The sequence below is a fragment of the Burkholderia sp. HI2714 genome (genome assembly GCF_002223085.1).
Lineage (GTDB): Bacteria > Pseudomonadota > Gammaproteobacteria > Burkholderiales > Burkholderiaceae > Burkholderia > Burkholderia lata_D.
This window is the reverse complement of sequence record NZ_NKFM01000056.1, coordinates 112,636-129,700: the sequence shown is the minus strand read 5'-3', so window position 1 is coordinate 129,700 and position 17,065 is coordinate 112,636. Positions and strand designations below refer to the sequence as shown.

The window sequence follows — 17,065 nt, the reverse complement described above, 5'->3', positions numbered from 1 at the left end:
GTTCGCCATGGATCGCTTCGTCTATCAGGGCACCCCGTCTCGTGTCGTGTTCGAATGGGGCGCGCTCGACAGGCTGCCGGACGAGCTGTCGACGCTCGGCGCCCGCCGCGCGCTGATCCTGTCCACGCCCGAACAGCGGCCGCTCGCCGAGCGCGTGGCGGCGATCCTGGGCGAGCGTGCGGCCGGCATCTGCGCGCAGGCGGTCATGCACGTGCCGATCGAAGTCGCGCACGCGGCGCGCGAGATGGCCGACGAGCTGGAAGCGGACTGCTGCGTCGCGATCGGCGGCGGGTCGACGATCGGGCTGGGCAAGGCGATTGCGCTCGAATCGGTGTTGCCGATCCTGGCCGTGCCGACGACTTACGCGGGTTCGGAGATGACGCCGATCTTCGGGCTCACGGAAGGCCGGCTGAAGCGCACCGGGCGCGACGCGCGCGTGCTGCCGCGGACGGTGCTCTACGACCCGTCGCTGACGTTGTCGCTGCCGCCGGACATTTCCGCGGCATCGGGCATCAATGCGATGGCGCATGCCGTCGAGGCGCTCTATGCGGAAGACGCGAACCCGGTGATCAGCCTGATGGCGGAAGAATCGATCCGCGCGCTCGGCGAAGCGCTGCCCGTGGTCGTGCGCGATCCGGCGAACCGCGACGCGCGCAGCCGCGCGTTGTACGGCGCATGGCTCGCGGGAACCTGCCTGGGCGCGGTCGGCATGGCGCTGCATCACAAGCTGTGCCACACGCTCGGCGGCACCTTCAACCTGCCGCACGCGCAGACGCATGCGGCGATGCTGCCGCATACCGCGCACTACAACCACGCTGCCGCGCCCGATGCGCTGCGCCGCGTGGCGCGCGCGCTGGGCGGGAACGACGCGGCCGAAGCCGGCCCGCTGCTGTTCGCGCTGAACGCACGGCTCGGCATCGCGCCGGCGCTGGCCGACCTCGGGATGCCGGAGGCCGGCCTCGACGAAGCGGCCGACCTCGCGTGTCGCAACCCGTATGCGAATCCGCGGCCGATCGAACGCGACGCGATTCGCGCGCTGCTTCAGCGCGCATGGGAAGGGCGCGCGCCGCAATGAATGGCCGGATGCGCCAACGGAGACAACCATGAGCCATGACCACCATGACGGTGACGCCACGCTGGCCGAGCCGGTCGTCGCCAGCTTCGACGGCACGCCGAGCCCGCGCTTGCGCACGCTGATGCGGCGCCTCGTGCGGCATCAGCATGCGTTCGTCCTCGATCGGAGCTGACCGCCATGGCAAGATTTTTTGCGGTGTTTGCGACGGACCAGCCGGGCATGCGCGACGTGCGCGATCGCGTGCGGCCGATTCACCGGACTTACCTGCGCTCGGCCGACCAGCACGGCGTGGTGGTGCGCCTCGGCGGCCCGACGCTGGACCCGCACGGCGACGCGATGAACGGCACGCTGCTCGTCGTGGAGGCGGACGACATTCAGGCGGTGATGCAGTTCATCGGCAACGATCCGTACGTGAAGGAAGGGTTGTTCTCGCACGTGGAAGTGCGCCCGTGGGACTGGAGCCTCGGCAACCCGGAGCAGAGAGTGTGAATCATGGACGCACGACAACTCTGCCACTTTTCCGACGTGCCCGACGGCGGCGCGCGGGTCGTCGACGAAGCATGTATCGGACGTCCCGTGATCGTGGTGAGACGCGGTGAGCAGGTGTGGGCTTATGTGAATCGTTGTCCGCACTTTTCGGTGCCGCTCGATTTCGTGCCGGGTAGCGTTTCCTGCTACCGGTCGCAGGTGCTGATGTGCGCCCATCACAGCGCGCTGTTCCGGTTCGACGATGGCGTGTGCATCGACGGGCCTTGCTCGGGCTCGGCGCTGGAGGCCGTGGCGGTCGAGGTGGATGCCGCCGCGTGGGTCGTCTGTCGAGACGCTTGATTCTGGTTTTTTGATGAAGGGCGAGCGGGGCCGTTTAATGCGACGGTTATCGTGCTTGTCGATCAGTAAAGCTAATCATATTTCGGGTGTCTGGTAATCGACGCCTGAATGATGGCGATCCCTTGTGCAGTACCGAGCGAGCACCTGCCACGTAGCAGGTGGTGGCCTCGCTTTGTCATAAAAAAGACGGAGACAAAATGAAACTCAGGTTTGGAGCAGTAGTGATTCTCGCCGTGGCGCAGGGTGCATGGGCGCAGAGCAGCGTGACGATGTTCGGGCTGATCGACGCCGGCGTCTCTTATGTCAGCAACGAGGGCGGCGGAAAGAACGTCAAGTTCGACGACGGCATATTCGCGCCCAATCTGTTCGGCTTTCGCGGCACGGAGGATCTCGGCGGCGGATATCGCGCGATCTTCGCGCTCGTGAACCAGTTCTCGATGGCGAACGGCGCAATCATCGGGACGGGGATTTTCGGGCGAAATGCGTACGTGGGCCTTGAAAGCAACCGGTTCGGCAGTATCACGCTGGGCAATCAGTACGACTTCATGGTGGATTCGCTGTTTTCGAAGAACAACGCGATTTCACGCGATATCTCGGGGCTGTACGGCTTTCGCAATGGGCCGTTCCAGCGTCTCGCGCTTCCGGATAATCCGACCGGTGCATTCGATTGGGACCGTACGGCGGGTAGCAAACCGATCGCGAATTCCGTCAAGTACAGCTCGCCGACGGTGTCGGGCTTTTCCGGCGGCGCGATGTATGCGTTCGGTGGGGTGGCCGGGTCGGTCGGGGCAGACAATGCGGTCAGCGCCGGGGTGAACTATGAGATGGGGCCATTCGGAGTGGGCGCGGCCTATACGAACGAGAAATACGGACCCGCGCCCGGCGTGCCGTCCACCAGCGTGCGCAACTGGGGCGTCGGGATGCATTACGACTTCGGTGTCGTGACTGCGAATGCGCTGATGACCACCGTACACAATTCGTTCAACGACGCCGGGGTGTGGATGGCCGAAGCAGGCGGGCTGTGGCACGTCAGGCCGGATGTCGTGCTGGGCGCGAAGTACATGTACATGAAAGGTAATGAAGCGGTGAACAACAACCACGCGCATCAGGTCAGCGTGGCGCTTCAATACCTGTTCTCGAAGCGGACGATGGTTTATGTGTCGGCGGACTATCAGCGGGCGAACAACGGTGCGAATGCGCAGGTCAATGGCGTGCTCGATCCGAACGGGGCGTCGAGTTCCGCGAGCCAGACGGTGGCGCGGATCGGGCTGCATACGGTGTTCTGACGGGGTGTGGTGCCCCGTTCTTCAAGCGCGCAGGGCGACCCATGCTCGCCCTGCGTTGATATTCCCCATCACCGATATTTCCCGCAGGGTTTGCAGCACGACGATATTTTCCTGGTAAGTGAGCGGTAAGTCGACTGGTCCTACAGTAGCCCCCGTTTCGATCGTCGACTCCAGGAAAATGATTGTGAAAACAGCCTCCCGCTGCGAACGTCCGTTACTGCTGCTTGCCGTTTCATTCGCATTTGCGTCTGCTTCCGCCTGGGCGGACGACGGCATGATCCCGCCCGATGCCGATAATTCGGGGCTGACCATCCTCAACAACGCGACCAATGTGACGCGCTGGGGGTTGGGTGCCGGAGTCGGCTTCGCACCATCGGCCTACAAGGGCGACGGCACCCGCGTGTTGCCGTTTCCGCTGGTCTATTTCGACAACAAATGGGTACAGGTCATCGGTACCACGGCCGATCTGAAAATCGGGAGCTGGAGCGGCGTCAGTGTCGCGCTTCGTGGCCAGTTCTCGCTTTTCGACGGATACAAGGGCTCTGACGCACCGATCCTGAACGGCATGGAAAATCGCAGGGGCGCATTCTGGTACGGGCCTGCACTGTCATGGGGCACCGGGTTCGGTACGTTGTCCGGCAGCTTCCTGTTCGGCGGAAACAAGGGCGAGCGCGCGAAAATCGGCTTCGAGAAGGCATTTGCTTTCGGCCAATTCTCGATCGCGCCGCATGTCGGCGCGGAATGGCTGAGCAACAAGTACGTCGACTACTATTACGGCGTGCGACCATCGGAGGCGCGCGCCGGACGCGCCGCCTACAGCGCGGGTTCGACAGTGAACGTGTCGGCCGGCACGCGTATCGACTACCGGCCGACGAAGCAGCAGACGATATTTCTGGACGTCGGCGTGTCGCGTCTCGGCGACGCCATCACCGACAGTCCGATCGTCGGAAGACGGTTCGTTCCCGAAGCCAGAGTGGGCTACATGTATCGGTTCAAGTGAGAGCGGGTATGCCGAGAGTTGCGATTGTCGAGGATCATGAGCGCCTTGCCGACATGTTGTGCCAGGCGTTGGCCGGCGCGGGAATCGAATCCGATCGGTGCGGCAATGTCAGTGAAGCCGCCTACGGTGTCGATCACGCCGACTACGCACTGCTGATCATCGACCGCGGATTGCCCGACGGCGACGGCCTGGCGTTCCTGCGGACGCTGCGCGCGGCGGGGCGCATGATGCCTTGCCTGATGCTGACGGCACGCGATGCGTTGCATGACCGCATCGACGGACTCGAAAGCGGGGCCGACGACTATGTGACCAAGCCGTTCGAAATGAGCGAACTCGTCGCCCGCGTGCGCACGCTGATGCGGCGCCCGGCGCTGCTGACGACGCTCGTCGCATCGTTCGCGGATGTGACGGTAGACCCGCCACAGCGCGCGATGTGCTGCGGTAACCGGACGATACCGCTTGCGCCGGCCGAGTTGCAGGTCATGCTTTGCCTGATGGAAGCCGCAGGCCGGACGGTGCGGCATTCGATACTCGAGCATGCCGCGTGGGGGCTCGGGGAGGCGGTCACGCCGAACGCGCTCGAGGTGACCGTGCATCGCTTGCGCAAGAAACTGGCGGCGATCGGTGCAACGATGCGACTGACCAATATTCGCGGTGCCGGCTTCGCGCTGCGGGACGCATGACGCTTCGCCGCGTCTTGCTCGTTGCCGCTTCTGGGTAAGAAAGCGACCATGTTCCATCATTGGATTCGACGCCTGTCGACGCGTCTGTGGATGACCAACGTCGTTGCGTTCGCCATCAGCCTGGCGCTGCTGTCTGCGCTCGCCGTGTATGTCCTCGATCGCTATCCGGAGTTCCTGGGGCGGCGGCAGCAGATGGAGATCATCGGTCATGTCGTGACCGGGTTGAGCTTCGACGACGCCGGGCGTCCGGTATCCGTGCAATTGGGCGAGCGTCCGGCGCTGATGTTCCGGCTCTTGTCGAGCGAGGTGAAGTATCGCGTGCTCGATTCGACGGGGCGGTTGTGGCTGGCGTCGGTGCCTTCGAACGGGAATCGGCCGTGGCTGACGGAAGACCTCGCGAAGGCGGCCGGCAAGGTGGTGTCCGCCACGATCGATGGCAAGGTATACGCCGTCGCCACACGGCGCATGTCGAAAGGGGGCGTCGATTATTACGTGCAGGTTGCACAAAGCAGGCAGCTTGTCGATGCGCTTGTCGTGTCGAAGATCGAGCCGATACCGAAGACCGTCGGCTATGTGCTGCTCATCGCGACCATCATTTTCGGGCTGACGCTGCCGCTGACGATCAGCCGCGTGTTGAAGCCATTGCGGGAGGTATCGCGTGCCGCGAGCGGAATCGAGCCGCGCAACCTGAAGACGCGACTGTCTTCGGACGGGATTCCGAGCGAGATCAAGCCGCTGATCGATGCGTTCAACGATGCGTTGACGCGACTCGAGAATGGCTTCGCCGTTCAGCAGCGGTTTCTGGCCGACGCCGCGCATGAGTTGCAGACACCGCTCACGCTGGTCAGAGGCCAGATCGAGCTGCAGCCCGACATCCAGCACAAGGCGCTTCTGCTTCGCGAGATCGACCTGATGGCTCGGCAGGTCAAGCAGTTGCTGCACCTGGCGGAAGTCAGCGAAGCGCAGAACTTCAGCTTCGACGACGTGAACAGCGTCGAAATCGCGCGGGACGCCGTTGGCTTGCTGGCCGGCAAGGCCGATGCGAAGCAGGTGAAGCTCCATATCGAAGCGCGCGACTCCGTGTCACCCATCCGGGCTGATGGCGGGGCGCTTTTCATCCTGCTCAAGAACATTCTCGAGAACGCGATCAACGCTTCGCCCACGGCTGGCGTGGTCGTGCTGACCGTACTCGATACGGCGATTCACATCGACGATGAGGGGCCGGGCATTCAGCGGGAGCATGTCCCGCTGCTCTTCGACCGATATTGGCGGGCGCCGGATTCACGGTATGACGGTGCCGGCCTCGGGCTGGCAATCTGCAAGGAGATTGCTGTGGCGCATCAGTGGAAACTGACGGTCGATGTGCTGGCCACGGGGACGCGGTTCAGCGTGTGGTTTTAGTCTGCACGGTTGTCGTGCCGGGTCGGGTTCCGACAGTACAAGGGACGGATCGAAGGTTCCGCCTGGTCGAAGGAGGGCTTTCCCGAGGTCCCTTGTTCGAAGCTGGAGCAACACATAGAGATCTGGAGAAACATAAGATCGATGGTCTCGTTTCCGCCTCGGTTAATGCGTTGAGCGTTAGGGGACACGAGGGATTCTGTTTGACGCTCGCCGCCCTTGATGAGCTACCCAACCTTTCTTGGAGACGGCTGCGATGGCAGGATGGTCAGCAGTGCTTCCCGTTGTTCGCGCTCCGCTGCGGTGACGGCCGACGGTGTCACTTTCTAGGCCGATGTTTTCGGCATAGTCCTTCTACGCCGCTAGATTAGGCAAACCCGGGTCGTCATGTAAGATGCGCACAGCTTCACCCGGTCTTGAGAGGGGCCGGTTCCCGCTTCATAACGGCAATCAGCCGCACAACAACAAGGAAGCCACGAAATATGCCGGGGATTCCCACCAAAGCCTTTACTGTCTGGCACACGATCCTGTCCGTGGCCCGACACGCACCGTCGCCGCACAACGTTCAGCCGTGGCGCGTGCAACTGATTTCGGACGACTACGCCGAGCTGTTCATCGACGGGACGCGCACGCTGCCGAAAGAGGACACGACGGGTTCGTTCCTGTTGTCCGCGATGGGCATGTTCATCGACGCGATCGATCTGCTTGCGGCACCGCATGGCTTGCATGTCGAATGGCAACTGCATCGCCCGGTGCAGGAATTCGCCGCCATCCTGTCGCGGCCTACGCCGCCAGGGCTGATTCCGTTCGCCGCGTTGCGACTCGTCGCGAATGCCAACGCGGACGGATCGCGCGACGACCCGTCCGCGCTGATGCTGGCGCGCCGCACGTCACGCCTTTCGATGGACCCGACACCGGTACCGGATGCGGCCGTCGCGCAACTGGCGGCGCTGGCCGATGAATGGGGGCATCGATATACGCACCTGTCGGGTGCGGAACTGATCGAGCCGATCATCGCGACGAACATCGACGCCGTGTTTCATGACATGAACGTCGCGGACTACCACGACGAAATCACTGCCTGGTTTCGCTTCACGGAAAGCTCGACCGCTCGCCATCGCGACGGCCTCGACTGGCGCTGCATGAACCTGTCGCGGGCGGAGTTCTGGATGTCCGCGCGGCTGTCGAAAATCCTGATGTTCAAGCCGACGCGCTTCTATTTCAAGCGCCGCTATCGGTCGCAACTGGGCCACGTGCCCGCGATCGGCGTGTTGAGTGGTGATTTCTTCAACCCGGAGAAGGCGATCGAGTCGGGCCGTTTCCTGCTGCGCTTCTGGCTGGCTTTGACGAGTCTCGGCCTGTACCTGCATCCGTACGGCAACCTGGTCACGAACCCCGACGCCGCCGCGTGGTTCAGCGCACATACCGGGGTCGACCGGGCATGGCTCGTGTTCAAGGTCGGCTACTCGCGTACGCCGCCGCAGAGCCAACGCAGGGCACTTGCCGACATCCTCGTCGACGCGCCGGTTCCGTCCTACTCGCCAAGATCCGCATGAACACGCTCATTCGCCTCTTTCTCGAAGCCATTCTCTGGACGCTCTGGTTCCTTCGCCGCGTGATCAGCGTCGACGGACGTCTCTACATATTCCTCAACGCGCCGATCTTTCAGCCCTATCTGGCCTATGTCGGCCGCATGCGCGCCCGCGTCGCCTTCCTCAAGGCGAGCACGTCGTGCCCTGCGTACGTCGAGTTCCTGAAGGCCGAAGGCTACAAGGCCGGCGGCACATGGCGGCTGTCTGATCTGCCCGCCATGACCAAGGAGAATTACATCAAGCGCTATTCGATCGAGCAGCGCTGTTACGGCGGTGCGATTCCGAAGTCGGGTGTCGTCATCGACGAGTCATCGGGGTCGACCGGCCAACCGAACAACTGGGTGCGCAGCGCGGCCGAGCGCAGCGACGTCAAGCGCATCCTGCAGCTGAACTATCAGCTGGTGTTTCGCGACTCCGGCAAGATGTTGCTGAACTGTTTTGCGCTCGGGCCATGGGCGACCGGCATGAACGTATCGATGTCGCTCGTCGACGTCGGCATCATGAAGTCGATCGGCCCGGACAAGGCCAAGCTGATCAACACGCTGAAGCTGTTCGGGCCGAAGTACCAGTACCTGATATTCGGCTACCCGCCGTTTATCCGCTCGGTGGTCGACGAATGCGATCTCGATCTGGCGCCGTATCACATCGATTTCATCGTCGGCGGGGAAGGGTTGTCGGAAGCGTTGCGCGATCACCTGCTGCGCAAGGCGAGCACGGTGATCTCGTCGTATGGCGCGTCGGACCTCGAGATCAATATCGGCGTCGAGACACCGACGACGATCGGCTTGCGGCGTGCGTTGCTGAGTCGCCCCGAGTTGTGCCGCGAACTGTTCGGGCGCGATTCGCCGCCGATGATCTTCCAGTACAACGCGCTCGACTACGTGATCGAGACGAATGAGGACGGCGAACTGCTGGTGACGATCGGGCGGCAGTCCGGTGCGGCGCCGAAGATCCGCTACAACATTCGCGATGCCGGTGGGACGTATAAATTCCGCGATCTGAACAAGCGTCTGTCGGCGCATGGCATGCGCCTGACGGACTTCGCATCGCGCACCAGCCATTTTCCGTTCTTGTTCGTGTACGGGCGTAACGATTCGAGCGTGCCGTTCTATGGCGCGAAAGTGTTCCCGTCGGATGTCGAACAGGTTCTGTCCGCTTCGCCGGTGCTGCATGACGCGGTCAGTACGTTCCAGCTTGCTACGACCGAGGATGCGCAGTTGACGAGCTTCCTGCATGTCCATCTTGAGCGGGCTTTGGGGAATGGGGCGGTGCAGCTCGACGATGCGGCGCTGCACGGCGAGATGTTCGAAGGCATGAAGCGCGTGAATCAGGACTTTCGCGAGGTGTCGCGGTTGTTCGATCCGAAACAGGTGATCGTGCACATGCACGATCACGATACGGGGCCGTTTCAGGGGCGGGATATTCGGATCAAGAACAAGTACATTGCGTGATGGTGGGGCGATGCGTTTGGACACGCGTCGCCTGATGGGCGGCGCAAGGGGCGGGTCGGCGTCGCCATCCGGCCAAAGAACTGTTCCCGGGCGCTTCTTGCCCACCACCCGTTTTTCGGTATAATGAACCCAACGTTCGGAATGTCGAACGTGAGAAGTCAAGCATCCAGAGTCGGATTCTCCGACGCCAACCTGCCCTCCCGGGCAAGGTGGACGCCTCTGAGGCGATGCGGCCGATTTACGGCAACGAAGCGGGAGCAGCATGGCTGGCACCGGTTCGATAACCACTCATCCGGAGCAACCATGCGTCAAGACACTTCTGCTTCCTGCCCCGCAGTCTGTGAAGACTGGTCACACTTCCTCCCCGGTTTCACGCTGACGCATACGGTTCATCTCGTGTCGAGACGGAATCCGGGCATCGTCTCGACCGCGGCGGCTGTGCTCGAAGGTGAAACCGCCACGGTCGACCGTTGGGCCATCACCCGCTGTGGTGACGTTCTCGAGCAAAAGATCGTTCTCGGGGAAATGACGGAAGGGCAAGCGGTTCGACTGCGCGAACGACTGGCCGCGCTCGAGGGCGTGCTGCGCACGAGGGTCGAGCATCATTTCGTGCGGGCCGGGTCGACGACGGGCAACTGAATGTCACGGCCCCCGCCCGTCGCGCCGCTGCTCGCTTGTCGTGGATTGTTGTAGTCTGGGCAATACGATAGTGTGGCGCGCCGGCCTGCCGCCGAACTGACAATGAACCTATGATGTGTCGCGCAGGCGATCGGTGAACCTGACCGGTTGGTCCAGTATCGATCGCTTGATCCTGCTAATCTCATAGTCGACCGATCCGCCAGAAAATCAGGAGTTTGTCGTGCGTCACCGGAAATCCATGTTGAGCCGTCCGAATGTCGCGTGCGTCGTCGCCATGGCGATCATGCTGGCCCCGGTCGCGACGCGTGCAGCGGCCGACAATGTCAACGAAACGGCGAGCGTCGCGCCTGCCGTTTCGGCCAATACGTCGCTTACGCGGCCGATTGTCGGCGACGATCCGGTTGCGATTCGGGAAGCACTGGAGAAGCTGCACGTCAAGAGCGCGTCCCCGTCCCTGAGCGATCGCGTCCGCAGCCTGATCCCCGTCGTCGCCGACAAGCATGGCCAGAACGCCGACCTGGCCGCGGTCAACCTGGATCGTGAGGTCACTTTCCTGGTGCCGGTGTCGTACGGGCTGCGATATCAGTCGCAGAAGCATCTGTTGAAGGTGAACGTCGACCTGGTCGACGCCGACGGCGAAGGCCGGACAGGCATCCTGCTCAGAAAGGTCATTACCGGGCCGCGAGGGCAAGGGCTCGTGATCGCACCCGAGGCGAAGGCAAAAGGCTATATCCAGCAGATCGACATCATCGAACTCGATCCCGGAAAAGGCAGGAAGTCCACCGTGCGCGGCAGCGTGAGGCTGTCACCCGCTGCGTACGCGCAATCGCAGGGCGGGTTCGTGTTGGCGCTTTCCGGGCGCCTGGCCCGGCCGTACCTGACCGAACACATCGAACACGCCGAGCCGAGCAACGACGAGCCGACCGACATCACGACGAGGACTTCGAGGTTGTACCTGGATATCGAATCCATTTCGCTCGTGAGTCGGGCGAGTGGTGCGGTGTTGTTGAAGAAGCTGAGTCTGTCGAAATAGCGGGTTTGTTGCGGGAGTCTTTGGGCGGTAAGGGGGCGCCGCAATGGAACATTTCGGGCGTGCGGGGTTGAGCGTGCGCACGCTGCAGCAGCGCTTTTCCGGCGATGTGGGCGTGACACCGAAGCGGGTGATCTGCCGATACCGATTGCATGAGGCCATCGGCTGGCTCGCCGGTGGCGAGCCGGTCGATCTCGCGGAACTGGCTCATGCCCTGTCGGGTATCTCGATCAGGCTCGCCTTCTCACGACTTCTCATGGAACATGAGAAAGCAGCACGCCGGTCTGGCCCTAGATTTGCTGTACTTTTTGTGGAAAGTGCAGCACCGCGAGGCCCTTGTCACATAAGGCGATGCGGGGTGTACGTGTCGTGCATACAGCCTGTTTTTCTGTACAGCGACGTGCTAGTTCAACCGTTCGAACGTTCTGTCCAGCGCGGACGGGGACTCCGGTGAGCTTTCCGAGGTTTCTCACCGGCCAAGCGGGCCAGAACACCTGTGTGAATCATCGTAAACTATTGATTTATAAAGATTGGCCGTTTATATTACAAAAAACGGATCGCTACGGCCAATGCTCAACTACCTGCCACTCTCGGACAATGCTGCTCGTCAGGCTATCGACTCGTCTACCGTGTTCGAGGAGTTCTGTCGGACGAAATCCGAGGCTTTGAAGTATGCCGGGGGTATGTACTGGAAGACTCAGGGCCCTTACGAATACCTGGTGAAAACGACCGCAGGCAACCGGCAAAAGCGTGTCGGGCCTCGCTCATCCGAAACCGAGCAAACCTACGCAGCCTTCAAGTCCAAGAAGGCAGAAATCGAGGCTCGCCTGTCGGACCTTCATGCTGCAGTAGTTGAAGCAGAGCGATTAAATCGTGCGCTCAGGGTGGGCCGGGTCCCGGCTATCGTTGTGGATGTTCTGCGGGCTATCGAGAAAGCGGGACTGTCTTCCTACTTTACGGTCGTTGGTACGCACGCCCTGTACGCATATGAAGCCGCAGCTGGAGTTCGCATTGCGCAGGGTGCATTGGCCACCCAGGACGTCGACATGCTTTGGGACGCTCAGAAGCATGTTCGTTTTCTGACAGACATGGAACGCCTGGACGTTTCGATGCTTCGTATTTTGCAGGGCGTGGACAAGACTTTTCAGCGCAAAGATGGGCATCTCGAGACGGCCATCAACAGCAAAGGTTTTGAGGTTGATTTCTTGCGGCGCCCACCGCAAGACTCTGACCCACATCCTGTCCGACTGTCTGGCTATGAAGAAGACCTGTGGCCTGTACAGGCCCGGCGTGCACAAGTATTGTCGTCGGCGCGCAAATTCGAGCAGGTCGTGGTGGCCGCGACTGGAAAAATGGCGAGGATGACGACCATTGACCCAGAAGTATTCATCGAATTCAAATCGTGGATGGCGAATTTAGCCCTGGACCGCGACCCGCGTAAACGTCAACGCGACAAACTGCAGGCCGATATCGTTTGGACGTTGATGGACCAAGGTTTGCTGTTATCGCAGTAGATGCGCGTTCAGCGCTGCATCCCTTGGTTGCGACGGCTCCCGGTGTGAGAGGTGCCGTCGTGTGTCAGGTATCCATTCGTTTGCTGCTTTTCTCATACTTTAAGGTTTTGCTTCCAACCTGGATTTTTCGACGTATCCCGCGCTTTGGCTGTGCCGAAATGCCGTTGGAACAGTTTCACTTAAGCCGCGCCCGGCGGTTGCTTACGGGAGTCTCAAGGGGCGTTAAGTGAAACTATTCGAAGTTGCCAACGAAATCACGGATAGGCCCCGGATAGGTCCACCCTCACTCCACCGTCACCGACTTCGCCAGATTCCTCGGCTTATCGATATCCGTCCCCCGTGCCAGCGCGGCGTGATACGCGAGCAGTTGCATCGGCACCGTATGCAGAATCGGCGAAAGCGGCCCGTAGTATTCGTTGAGCCGAATCACCTCGATCCCTTCACTCGGCACGAGTCCGCAGTCCACATCCGCGAACACAAAAAGCCGTCCATTCCGCGCACTGACCTCATGCATGTTCGACCGGAGCTTTTCAAGCAGCATGTCATTCGGCGCGACCGCAATCACCGGCATCTCGTTACTCACCAGCGCCAGCGGACCATGCTTCAGCTCCCCGGCCGGATAAGCCTCCGCGTGAATATACGAAATCTCCTTCATCTTCAGCGCGCCTTCGAGTGCGATCGGATAATGCATCCCGCGCCCGAGAAACAGCATGTTGTCGCGTCGTGCGAGCAGTTCCGACCAACCCATGATTTGCGGCTCCAGCGCGAGCACTTTCGACATCGCATCCGGCAGATGCCTTAGCGCACGCAGATGCTCCTTTTCTTCGTCGTCGCTCAACTGCCCGCGCACCTGCGCAAGCGACAACGTCAGCAGAAACAACGCAACGAGCTGCGTCGTAAAAGCCTTCGTCGAAGCCACCCCGATCTCGATCCCCGCGCGAGTGACAAACTGCAGCGCACATTCCCGCATCAACGCGCTCGTCGCAACGTTGCAGATCGCGAGCGTATGCATCATCCCGCTGCGCTTCGCGACATGCACCGCCCCGAGCACATCGGCCGTCTCGCCACTCTGCGACACCGCGACAACCAACGTGCGCGGATTCGGCACACTATCGCGATACCGAAACTCGCTGGCAATTTCCACGCTGGCCGGCAGCTTCGCGATGCTCTCGATCCAGTACTTCGCCGTAAGCGCCGCGTGATAACTGCCACCACACGCGAGCAGCAACACTGAATCGACGTCATTGAAAACCCGCCAGGCACCATCACCAAACAACTCCGGCATGATCGACGAAACATCGAGCAACGTATCGGCCACGGCCTGCGGCTGTTCGAAGATCTCCTTCTGCATGTAGTAGCGATACGACCCGAGGTCGGCCGCACCGCTATGCGCGGCGACCCGCTGCACCGCGCGCTCGACGCGCTGGCCGGCCGCATCGACGATCCAGTAGCGATGCAGCTGGATATCGGCAACGTCACCGTTCTCGAGGTAAGCGATCCGATCGGTAATCCCCGACAGCGCAATTGCATCCGACGCCAGAAAATTCTCGCCTTCGCCGACACCCACGACGAGCGGCATGCCATCACGCGCACCGACGATCCGGTGCGGCTCGTCGCGGCACATCACCGCGATTGCATAACTGCCGCGCAGTCGCGCAACTGCACGCCGGACCGCATCGAACAGATCGCCGTCGTACAGGTGATCGATCAGGTGCGCGATCGCCTCGCTGTCGGTCTGGCTCGCGAACACATAGCCATGCGCCTGCAGTTCCGCGCGCAGTTGGTCGCAGTTCTCGATGATCCCGTTATGCGACAGCGCGATGCGCGCATTGGCGTCGCTCGGCGAGAAGTGCGGATGGGCGTTGAGCGTGACGGGCGCGCCGTGCGTGGCCCAGCGCGTATGCGCGATGCCGGTGTAGCCCGACAGCGCATGCTCGGCGATCTCGCGCTGCAGGTTGGCCACACGATCGACGCTGCGGGCGCGCGCCAGCGCCCGGTCGCGGTAGACCACGACGCCGCACGAATCGTAGCCGCGGTATTCGAGCCGCTTCAGGCCGTCGACCAGGTTCGGCAGGATGTCCCGCTGGGCGACCGCCCCGACAATTCCACACATATCGCGCTCCGTAAATGTCCTGTCTGGATCAGTGAGAGCGATGGTAGGGCGAGCCAAATGGAATTAAATTTCAAAATGAAAGAATAAATGAAACGAATGGCAGGTCGTCTATCATGTTGAAATTAAATTTCACATCCTGACCGGAAGGAGCCGCGAATGGCCGGCATCACCCTCGACGATCTCGACCTGCGCATCCTCGCGATCCTGCAGGACGACGCATCGGTGTCGAACCTGCAACTGGCCGAGCGGGCGCTGTCGTCGCCGCCCACCTGCATGCGTCGCGTGCGCCGGCTGACGGAAGCCGGCGTGATCCGCCGGCAAGTCGCGGTGCTCGACCCGGTGGCGATCGGCACGGCCGTCACCGCGCTGATCGAGATCAGCCTCGATCGTCAGACGGCCGAAGACTACGACGCGTTCGAAGCGTACGTGTGCGCGGAGCCGGCCGTCACGCAGTGCTATCGCGTGTCGCCGGGGCCGGATTTCGTGGTGGTGGCCGATCTGGCCGACGTCGCCGAATACGACGAATTCGCGCGGCGGCTGTTCACCGGCGCATCGAACGTCCGCAACGTGCGGACGTTCTTCTCGACGCATCGCGCGAAGTTCGAAGCGAACGCGCGGGTCACGCACGCGATGCGCAAGCGCGCATGAGGTGATCGCGCGATCATTCGCCATGCGTTCGCGAATGCCTCCGCGACGTCATCACACAGCAGCGTCAGCCGCGCCCACCAGTTGCAGCGGCTTGCCATACCCGAAGCAATGCGCGGGCTCCGGAAACACACGCTGCCGCACGTCGTGTGCGTACTGGCGGATCGCATCGCGCATCACCGCATTCGCATCGGCATAGCGCTTCACGAAACGCGGCGTGTACGCATCGAATGCGCCGATCATGTCCTCGGTCACGAGCACCTGTCCGTCGCACGCGGGCGATGCGCCGATGCCGATCGTCGGGATCGTGAGCGTTTCGGTGAGATGGCGCGCAAGCGCTTCGGCCGTGCCTTCGATGACGACGCTGAACGCGCCGGCCCGTTCCGCCGAACACGCGGCGTCGAACACCTGCGCGGCCGAGCGCGGGTCCATCCCCTGCGCGCGGAAGCCGCCGGTCGCGTTGGCCTGCTGCGGCATGAGGCCGACGTGCGCCATCACCGGGATGCCGCGCTCGGTCAGGAAGCGGATCGTGTCACCCATCTCGCTGCCGCCTTCGAGCTTCACGCCCTGCGCGCCGGTTTCGGCGAGCAGGCGCGCGGCGGAGCGATACGCTTGCGCGGGCGATTCCTGGTACGTCGAGAACGGCAGGTCGACGACGACACAGGCCTGCGCGGCCCCGCGCACGACGGCCGCACCGTGTGCAATCATCATGTCGAGCGTGACGCGCAGCGTATCGGGCAGTCCGTACAGCACCATGCCGACGGAGTCGCCGACGATGATCACGTCGGCCACCTCGTCGACGAGCTTCGCCATCGGCGCGGAATACGCGGTCAGCGACACGAGGCTGCCGATGCCCTTGGTCGAACGGATCGCGGTAACGGTCTTGCGGGTGGTGCGGGTATGAGCGCTCATGAACGGAAGCCATGTGAAGGAAGAGCCGCCACGGTAGCATCGCGCTCGTTCGTGCAATGACCTTAGGAGGACGTCTTATGGTGCTGGCGGGACAATCGGGTGACCCTTACGCGGTGCCGCCGATGGCACGCCTGCCGAGGCCGCTGTACGTGCGCGCGTTCGGGATTCCCGGCAACGTGAGCATCGACGCGCACAGTCATCCGTGGGCGCAGCTGATGTATGCGACGAGCGGCGTGCTCGAGGTATCGACGCCGTCGGGCCGGCACCTGCTGCCGCCGCACTATGCGATGTGGATTCCGCCGCACGTGCCGCATGCAGTGTCGACGCGCGATTGCGTCGCGTTCCACAGCCTGTATCTCGATGCGGCGATCGCGCGCGACGACGTGCACGACGATTGCGCGATCCTCTGCATGACGCCGCTGCTGCGCGAGCTGGTGCTCGCCACGGCGGAATTGCCGGTGAACTACGACGAGACGGGGCCGGACGGTGCGCTCGTCTGCCTGATCGCCGACCGGATCGCCCGCATGCGGCAGGCGCCGCTGACGGTGCCGCTGCCGCGCGATCCGCGGCTGCTGAAAATCGCGCGTGCGTTGCATGCGGATCCGGGCGATACGCGCAATCTCGACGAATGGGGGCATAAGGTCGGCGCGACGCGACGCACGCTGTCGCGGCTGTTCCGGCAGGACACGGGGCTGTCGTTTACCGAATGGCGGCAGGCGGTGCGGCTGCTGGCGTCGCTGCCGCTACTCGATGCGGGCGAGCCGATCGGCGCGGTGGCCGCGCAACTGGGCTACGACTCGACGTCGTCGTTCATCGCGCTGTTCCAGGCGAAATTCCAGGTGACGCCCGGCGCGTATGCGAAGCGTGAAGCGCGCCGGCCCGTGCTGAACGCATGACGC

General features: G+C 62.5%; 18 protein-coding genes and 1 riboswitch. Of the genes, 15 read left to right on the top strand and 3 right to left on the bottom strand.

The features are described from left to right. The first annotated feature begins 7 nt into the window (after positions 1-7). The 5 genes from CFB82_RS31205 to CFB82_RS31190 all read left to right on the top strand — a co-directional run bounded on the left by CFB82_RS31205 (position 8) and on the right by CFB82_RS31190 (position 3,189). Positions 8-1,075 carry a maleylacetate reductase gene (locus tag CFB82_RS31205; RefSeq protein ID WP_089486578.1) on the top strand — a complete coding sequence of 356 codons (1,068 nt, stop codon included), beginning with the start codon at positions 8-10 and terminating at the stop codon, positions 1,073-1,075. A 28-nt stretch (positions 1,076-1,103) separates the two neighbouring features. Further along, positions 1,104-1,247 (top strand): hypothetical protein, encoded by a 144-nt coding sequence (locus CFB82_RS42530; protein WP_256990546.1) that lies wholly within the window; start codon positions 1,104-1,106, stop codon positions 1,245-1,247. Between the two features lie 5 nt (positions 1,248-1,252). Further along, entirely contained in the window at positions 1,253-1,564 is a 312-nt protein-coding gene (locus tag CFB82_RS31200) for a YciI family protein (RefSeq protein ID WP_046549162.1), read from the top strand. Positions 1,565-1,567: 3 nt separating this feature from the next. Further along, a complete protein-coding gene (locus tag CFB82_RS31195; RefSeq protein WP_089486577.1) occupies positions 1,568-1,903 on the top strand; it encodes a Rieske (2Fe-2S) protein in 336 nt (111 codons plus the stop codon). Between the two features lie 197 nt (positions 1,904-2,100). Next, complete coding sequence (locus CFB82_RS31190) at positions 2,101-3,189, top strand: porin (RefSeq protein WP_089486576.1); 1,089 nt, start codon at positions 2,101-2,103, stop codon at positions 3,187-3,189. A gap of 21 nt (positions 3,190-3,210) precedes the next feature. Here the strand turns inward: CFB82_RS31190 and CFB82_RS43755 are convergent, their stop codons facing one another. Then, positions 3,211-3,465: a hypothetical protein gene (locus CFB82_RS43755; protein WP_218829080.1), complete on the bottom strand. Its 255-nt coding sequence runs from the start codon at positions 3,463-3,465 to the stop codon at positions 3,211-3,213. Here CFB82_RS43755 and CFB82_RS31185 point away from each other — a divergent pair. The 8 genes from CFB82_RS31185 (at position 3,374) to CFB82_RS31145 (ending at position 12,496) form a co-directional block, all read left to right on the top strand. Next, positions 3,374-4,189, top strand: a complete 816-nt coding sequence (locus CFB82_RS31185; protein ID WP_089486656.1) for a MipA/OmpV family protein — start codon at positions 3,374-3,376, stop codon at positions 4,187-4,189. The genes CFB82_RS43755 and CFB82_RS31185 overlap by 92 nt on opposite strands. A gap of 8 nt (positions 4,190-4,197) precedes the next feature. After that, positions 4,198-4,872: a response regulator transcription factor gene (locus CFB82_RS31180; protein WP_089486575.1), complete on the top strand. Its 675-nt coding sequence runs from the start codon at positions 4,198-4,200 to the stop codon at positions 4,870-4,872. A 48-nt stretch (positions 4,873-4,920) separates the two neighbouring features. After that, complete coding sequence (locus tag CFB82_RS31175) at positions 4,921-6,273, top strand: sensor histidine kinase (protein WP_089486574.1); 1,353 nt, start codon at positions 4,921-4,923, stop codon at positions 6,271-6,273. A 530-nt stretch (positions 6,274-6,803) separates the two neighbouring features. Further along, positions 6,804-7,826, top strand: coding sequence for a hypothetical protein (locus tag CFB82_RS31170; RefSeq protein WP_089486573.1), 1,023 nt, complete (start codon positions 6,804-6,806; stop codon positions 7,824-7,826). Next, positions 7,823-9,313 carry a phenylacetate--CoA ligase family protein gene (locus CFB82_RS44170; protein WP_089486572.1) on the top strand — a complete coding sequence of 497 codons (1,491 nt, stop codon included), beginning with the start codon at positions 7,823-7,825 and terminating at the stop codon, positions 9,311-9,313. The genes CFB82_RS31170 and CFB82_RS44170 overlap by 4 nt, the downstream gene beginning before the upstream one ends. A 157-nt stretch (positions 9,314-9,470) precedes the next feature. Next, a riboswitch (SAM-I-IV-variant riboswitch) is annotated at positions 9,471-9,574 on the top strand. Between the two features lie 42 nt (positions 9,575-9,616). After that, positions 9,617-9,952 carry a hypothetical protein gene (locus tag CFB82_RS31160; RefSeq protein ID WP_179255475.1) on the top strand — a complete coding sequence of 112 codons (336 nt, stop codon included), beginning with the start codon at positions 9,617-9,619 and terminating at the stop codon, positions 9,950-9,952. A 220-nt stretch (positions 9,953-10,172) separates the two neighbouring features. Next, positions 10,173-10,985, top strand: coding sequence for a hypothetical protein (locus CFB82_RS31155; RefSeq protein WP_089486571.1), 813 nt, complete (start codon positions 10,173-10,175; stop codon positions 10,983-10,985). A gap of 566 nt (positions 10,986-11,551) precedes the next feature. After that, positions 11,552-12,496, top strand: coding sequence for a GSU2403 family nucleotidyltransferase fold protein (locus CFB82_RS31145; protein ID WP_089486570.1), 945 nt, complete (start codon positions 11,552-11,554; stop codon positions 12,494-12,496). Positions 12,497-12,779: 283 nt separating this feature from the next. Here CFB82_RS31145 and glmS read toward each other — a convergent pair whose 3' ends face one another. Continuing rightward, positions 12,780-14,609, bottom strand: a complete 1,830-nt coding sequence (gene glmS, locus CFB82_RS31140; protein WP_089486569.1) for a glutamine--fructose-6-phosphate transaminase (isomerizing) — start codon at positions 14,607-14,609, stop codon at positions 12,780-12,782. A 156-nt stretch (positions 14,610-14,765) separates the two neighbouring features. On the opposite strand from glmS, the gene CFB82_RS31135 reads away from it, so the two are divergent. Further along, positions 14,766-15,257 carry an Lrp/AsnC family transcriptional regulator gene (locus CFB82_RS31135; protein ID WP_021160045.1) on the top strand — a complete coding sequence of 164 codons (492 nt, stop codon included), beginning with the start codon at positions 14,766-14,768 and terminating at the stop codon, positions 15,255-15,257. Between the two features lie 51 nt (positions 15,258-15,308). Here CFB82_RS31135 and panB read toward each other — a convergent pair whose 3' ends face one another. Beyond that, on the bottom strand, positions 15,309-16,166 hold the full coding sequence (panB, locus tag CFB82_RS31130; RefSeq protein ID WP_089486568.1) for a 3-methyl-2-oxobutanoate hydroxymethyltransferase: 858 nt from the start codon (positions 16,164-16,166) through the stop codon (positions 15,309-15,311). Positions 16,167-16,243: 77 nt separating this feature from the next. On the opposite strand from panB, the gene CFB82_RS31125 reads away from it, so the two are divergent. Next, complete coding sequence (locus CFB82_RS31125; RefSeq protein ID WP_089486567.1) at positions 16,244-17,062, top strand: AraC family transcriptional regulator; 819 nt, start codon at positions 16,244-16,246, stop codon at positions 17,060-17,062. Positions 17,063-17,065 lie beyond the last annotated feature (3 nt).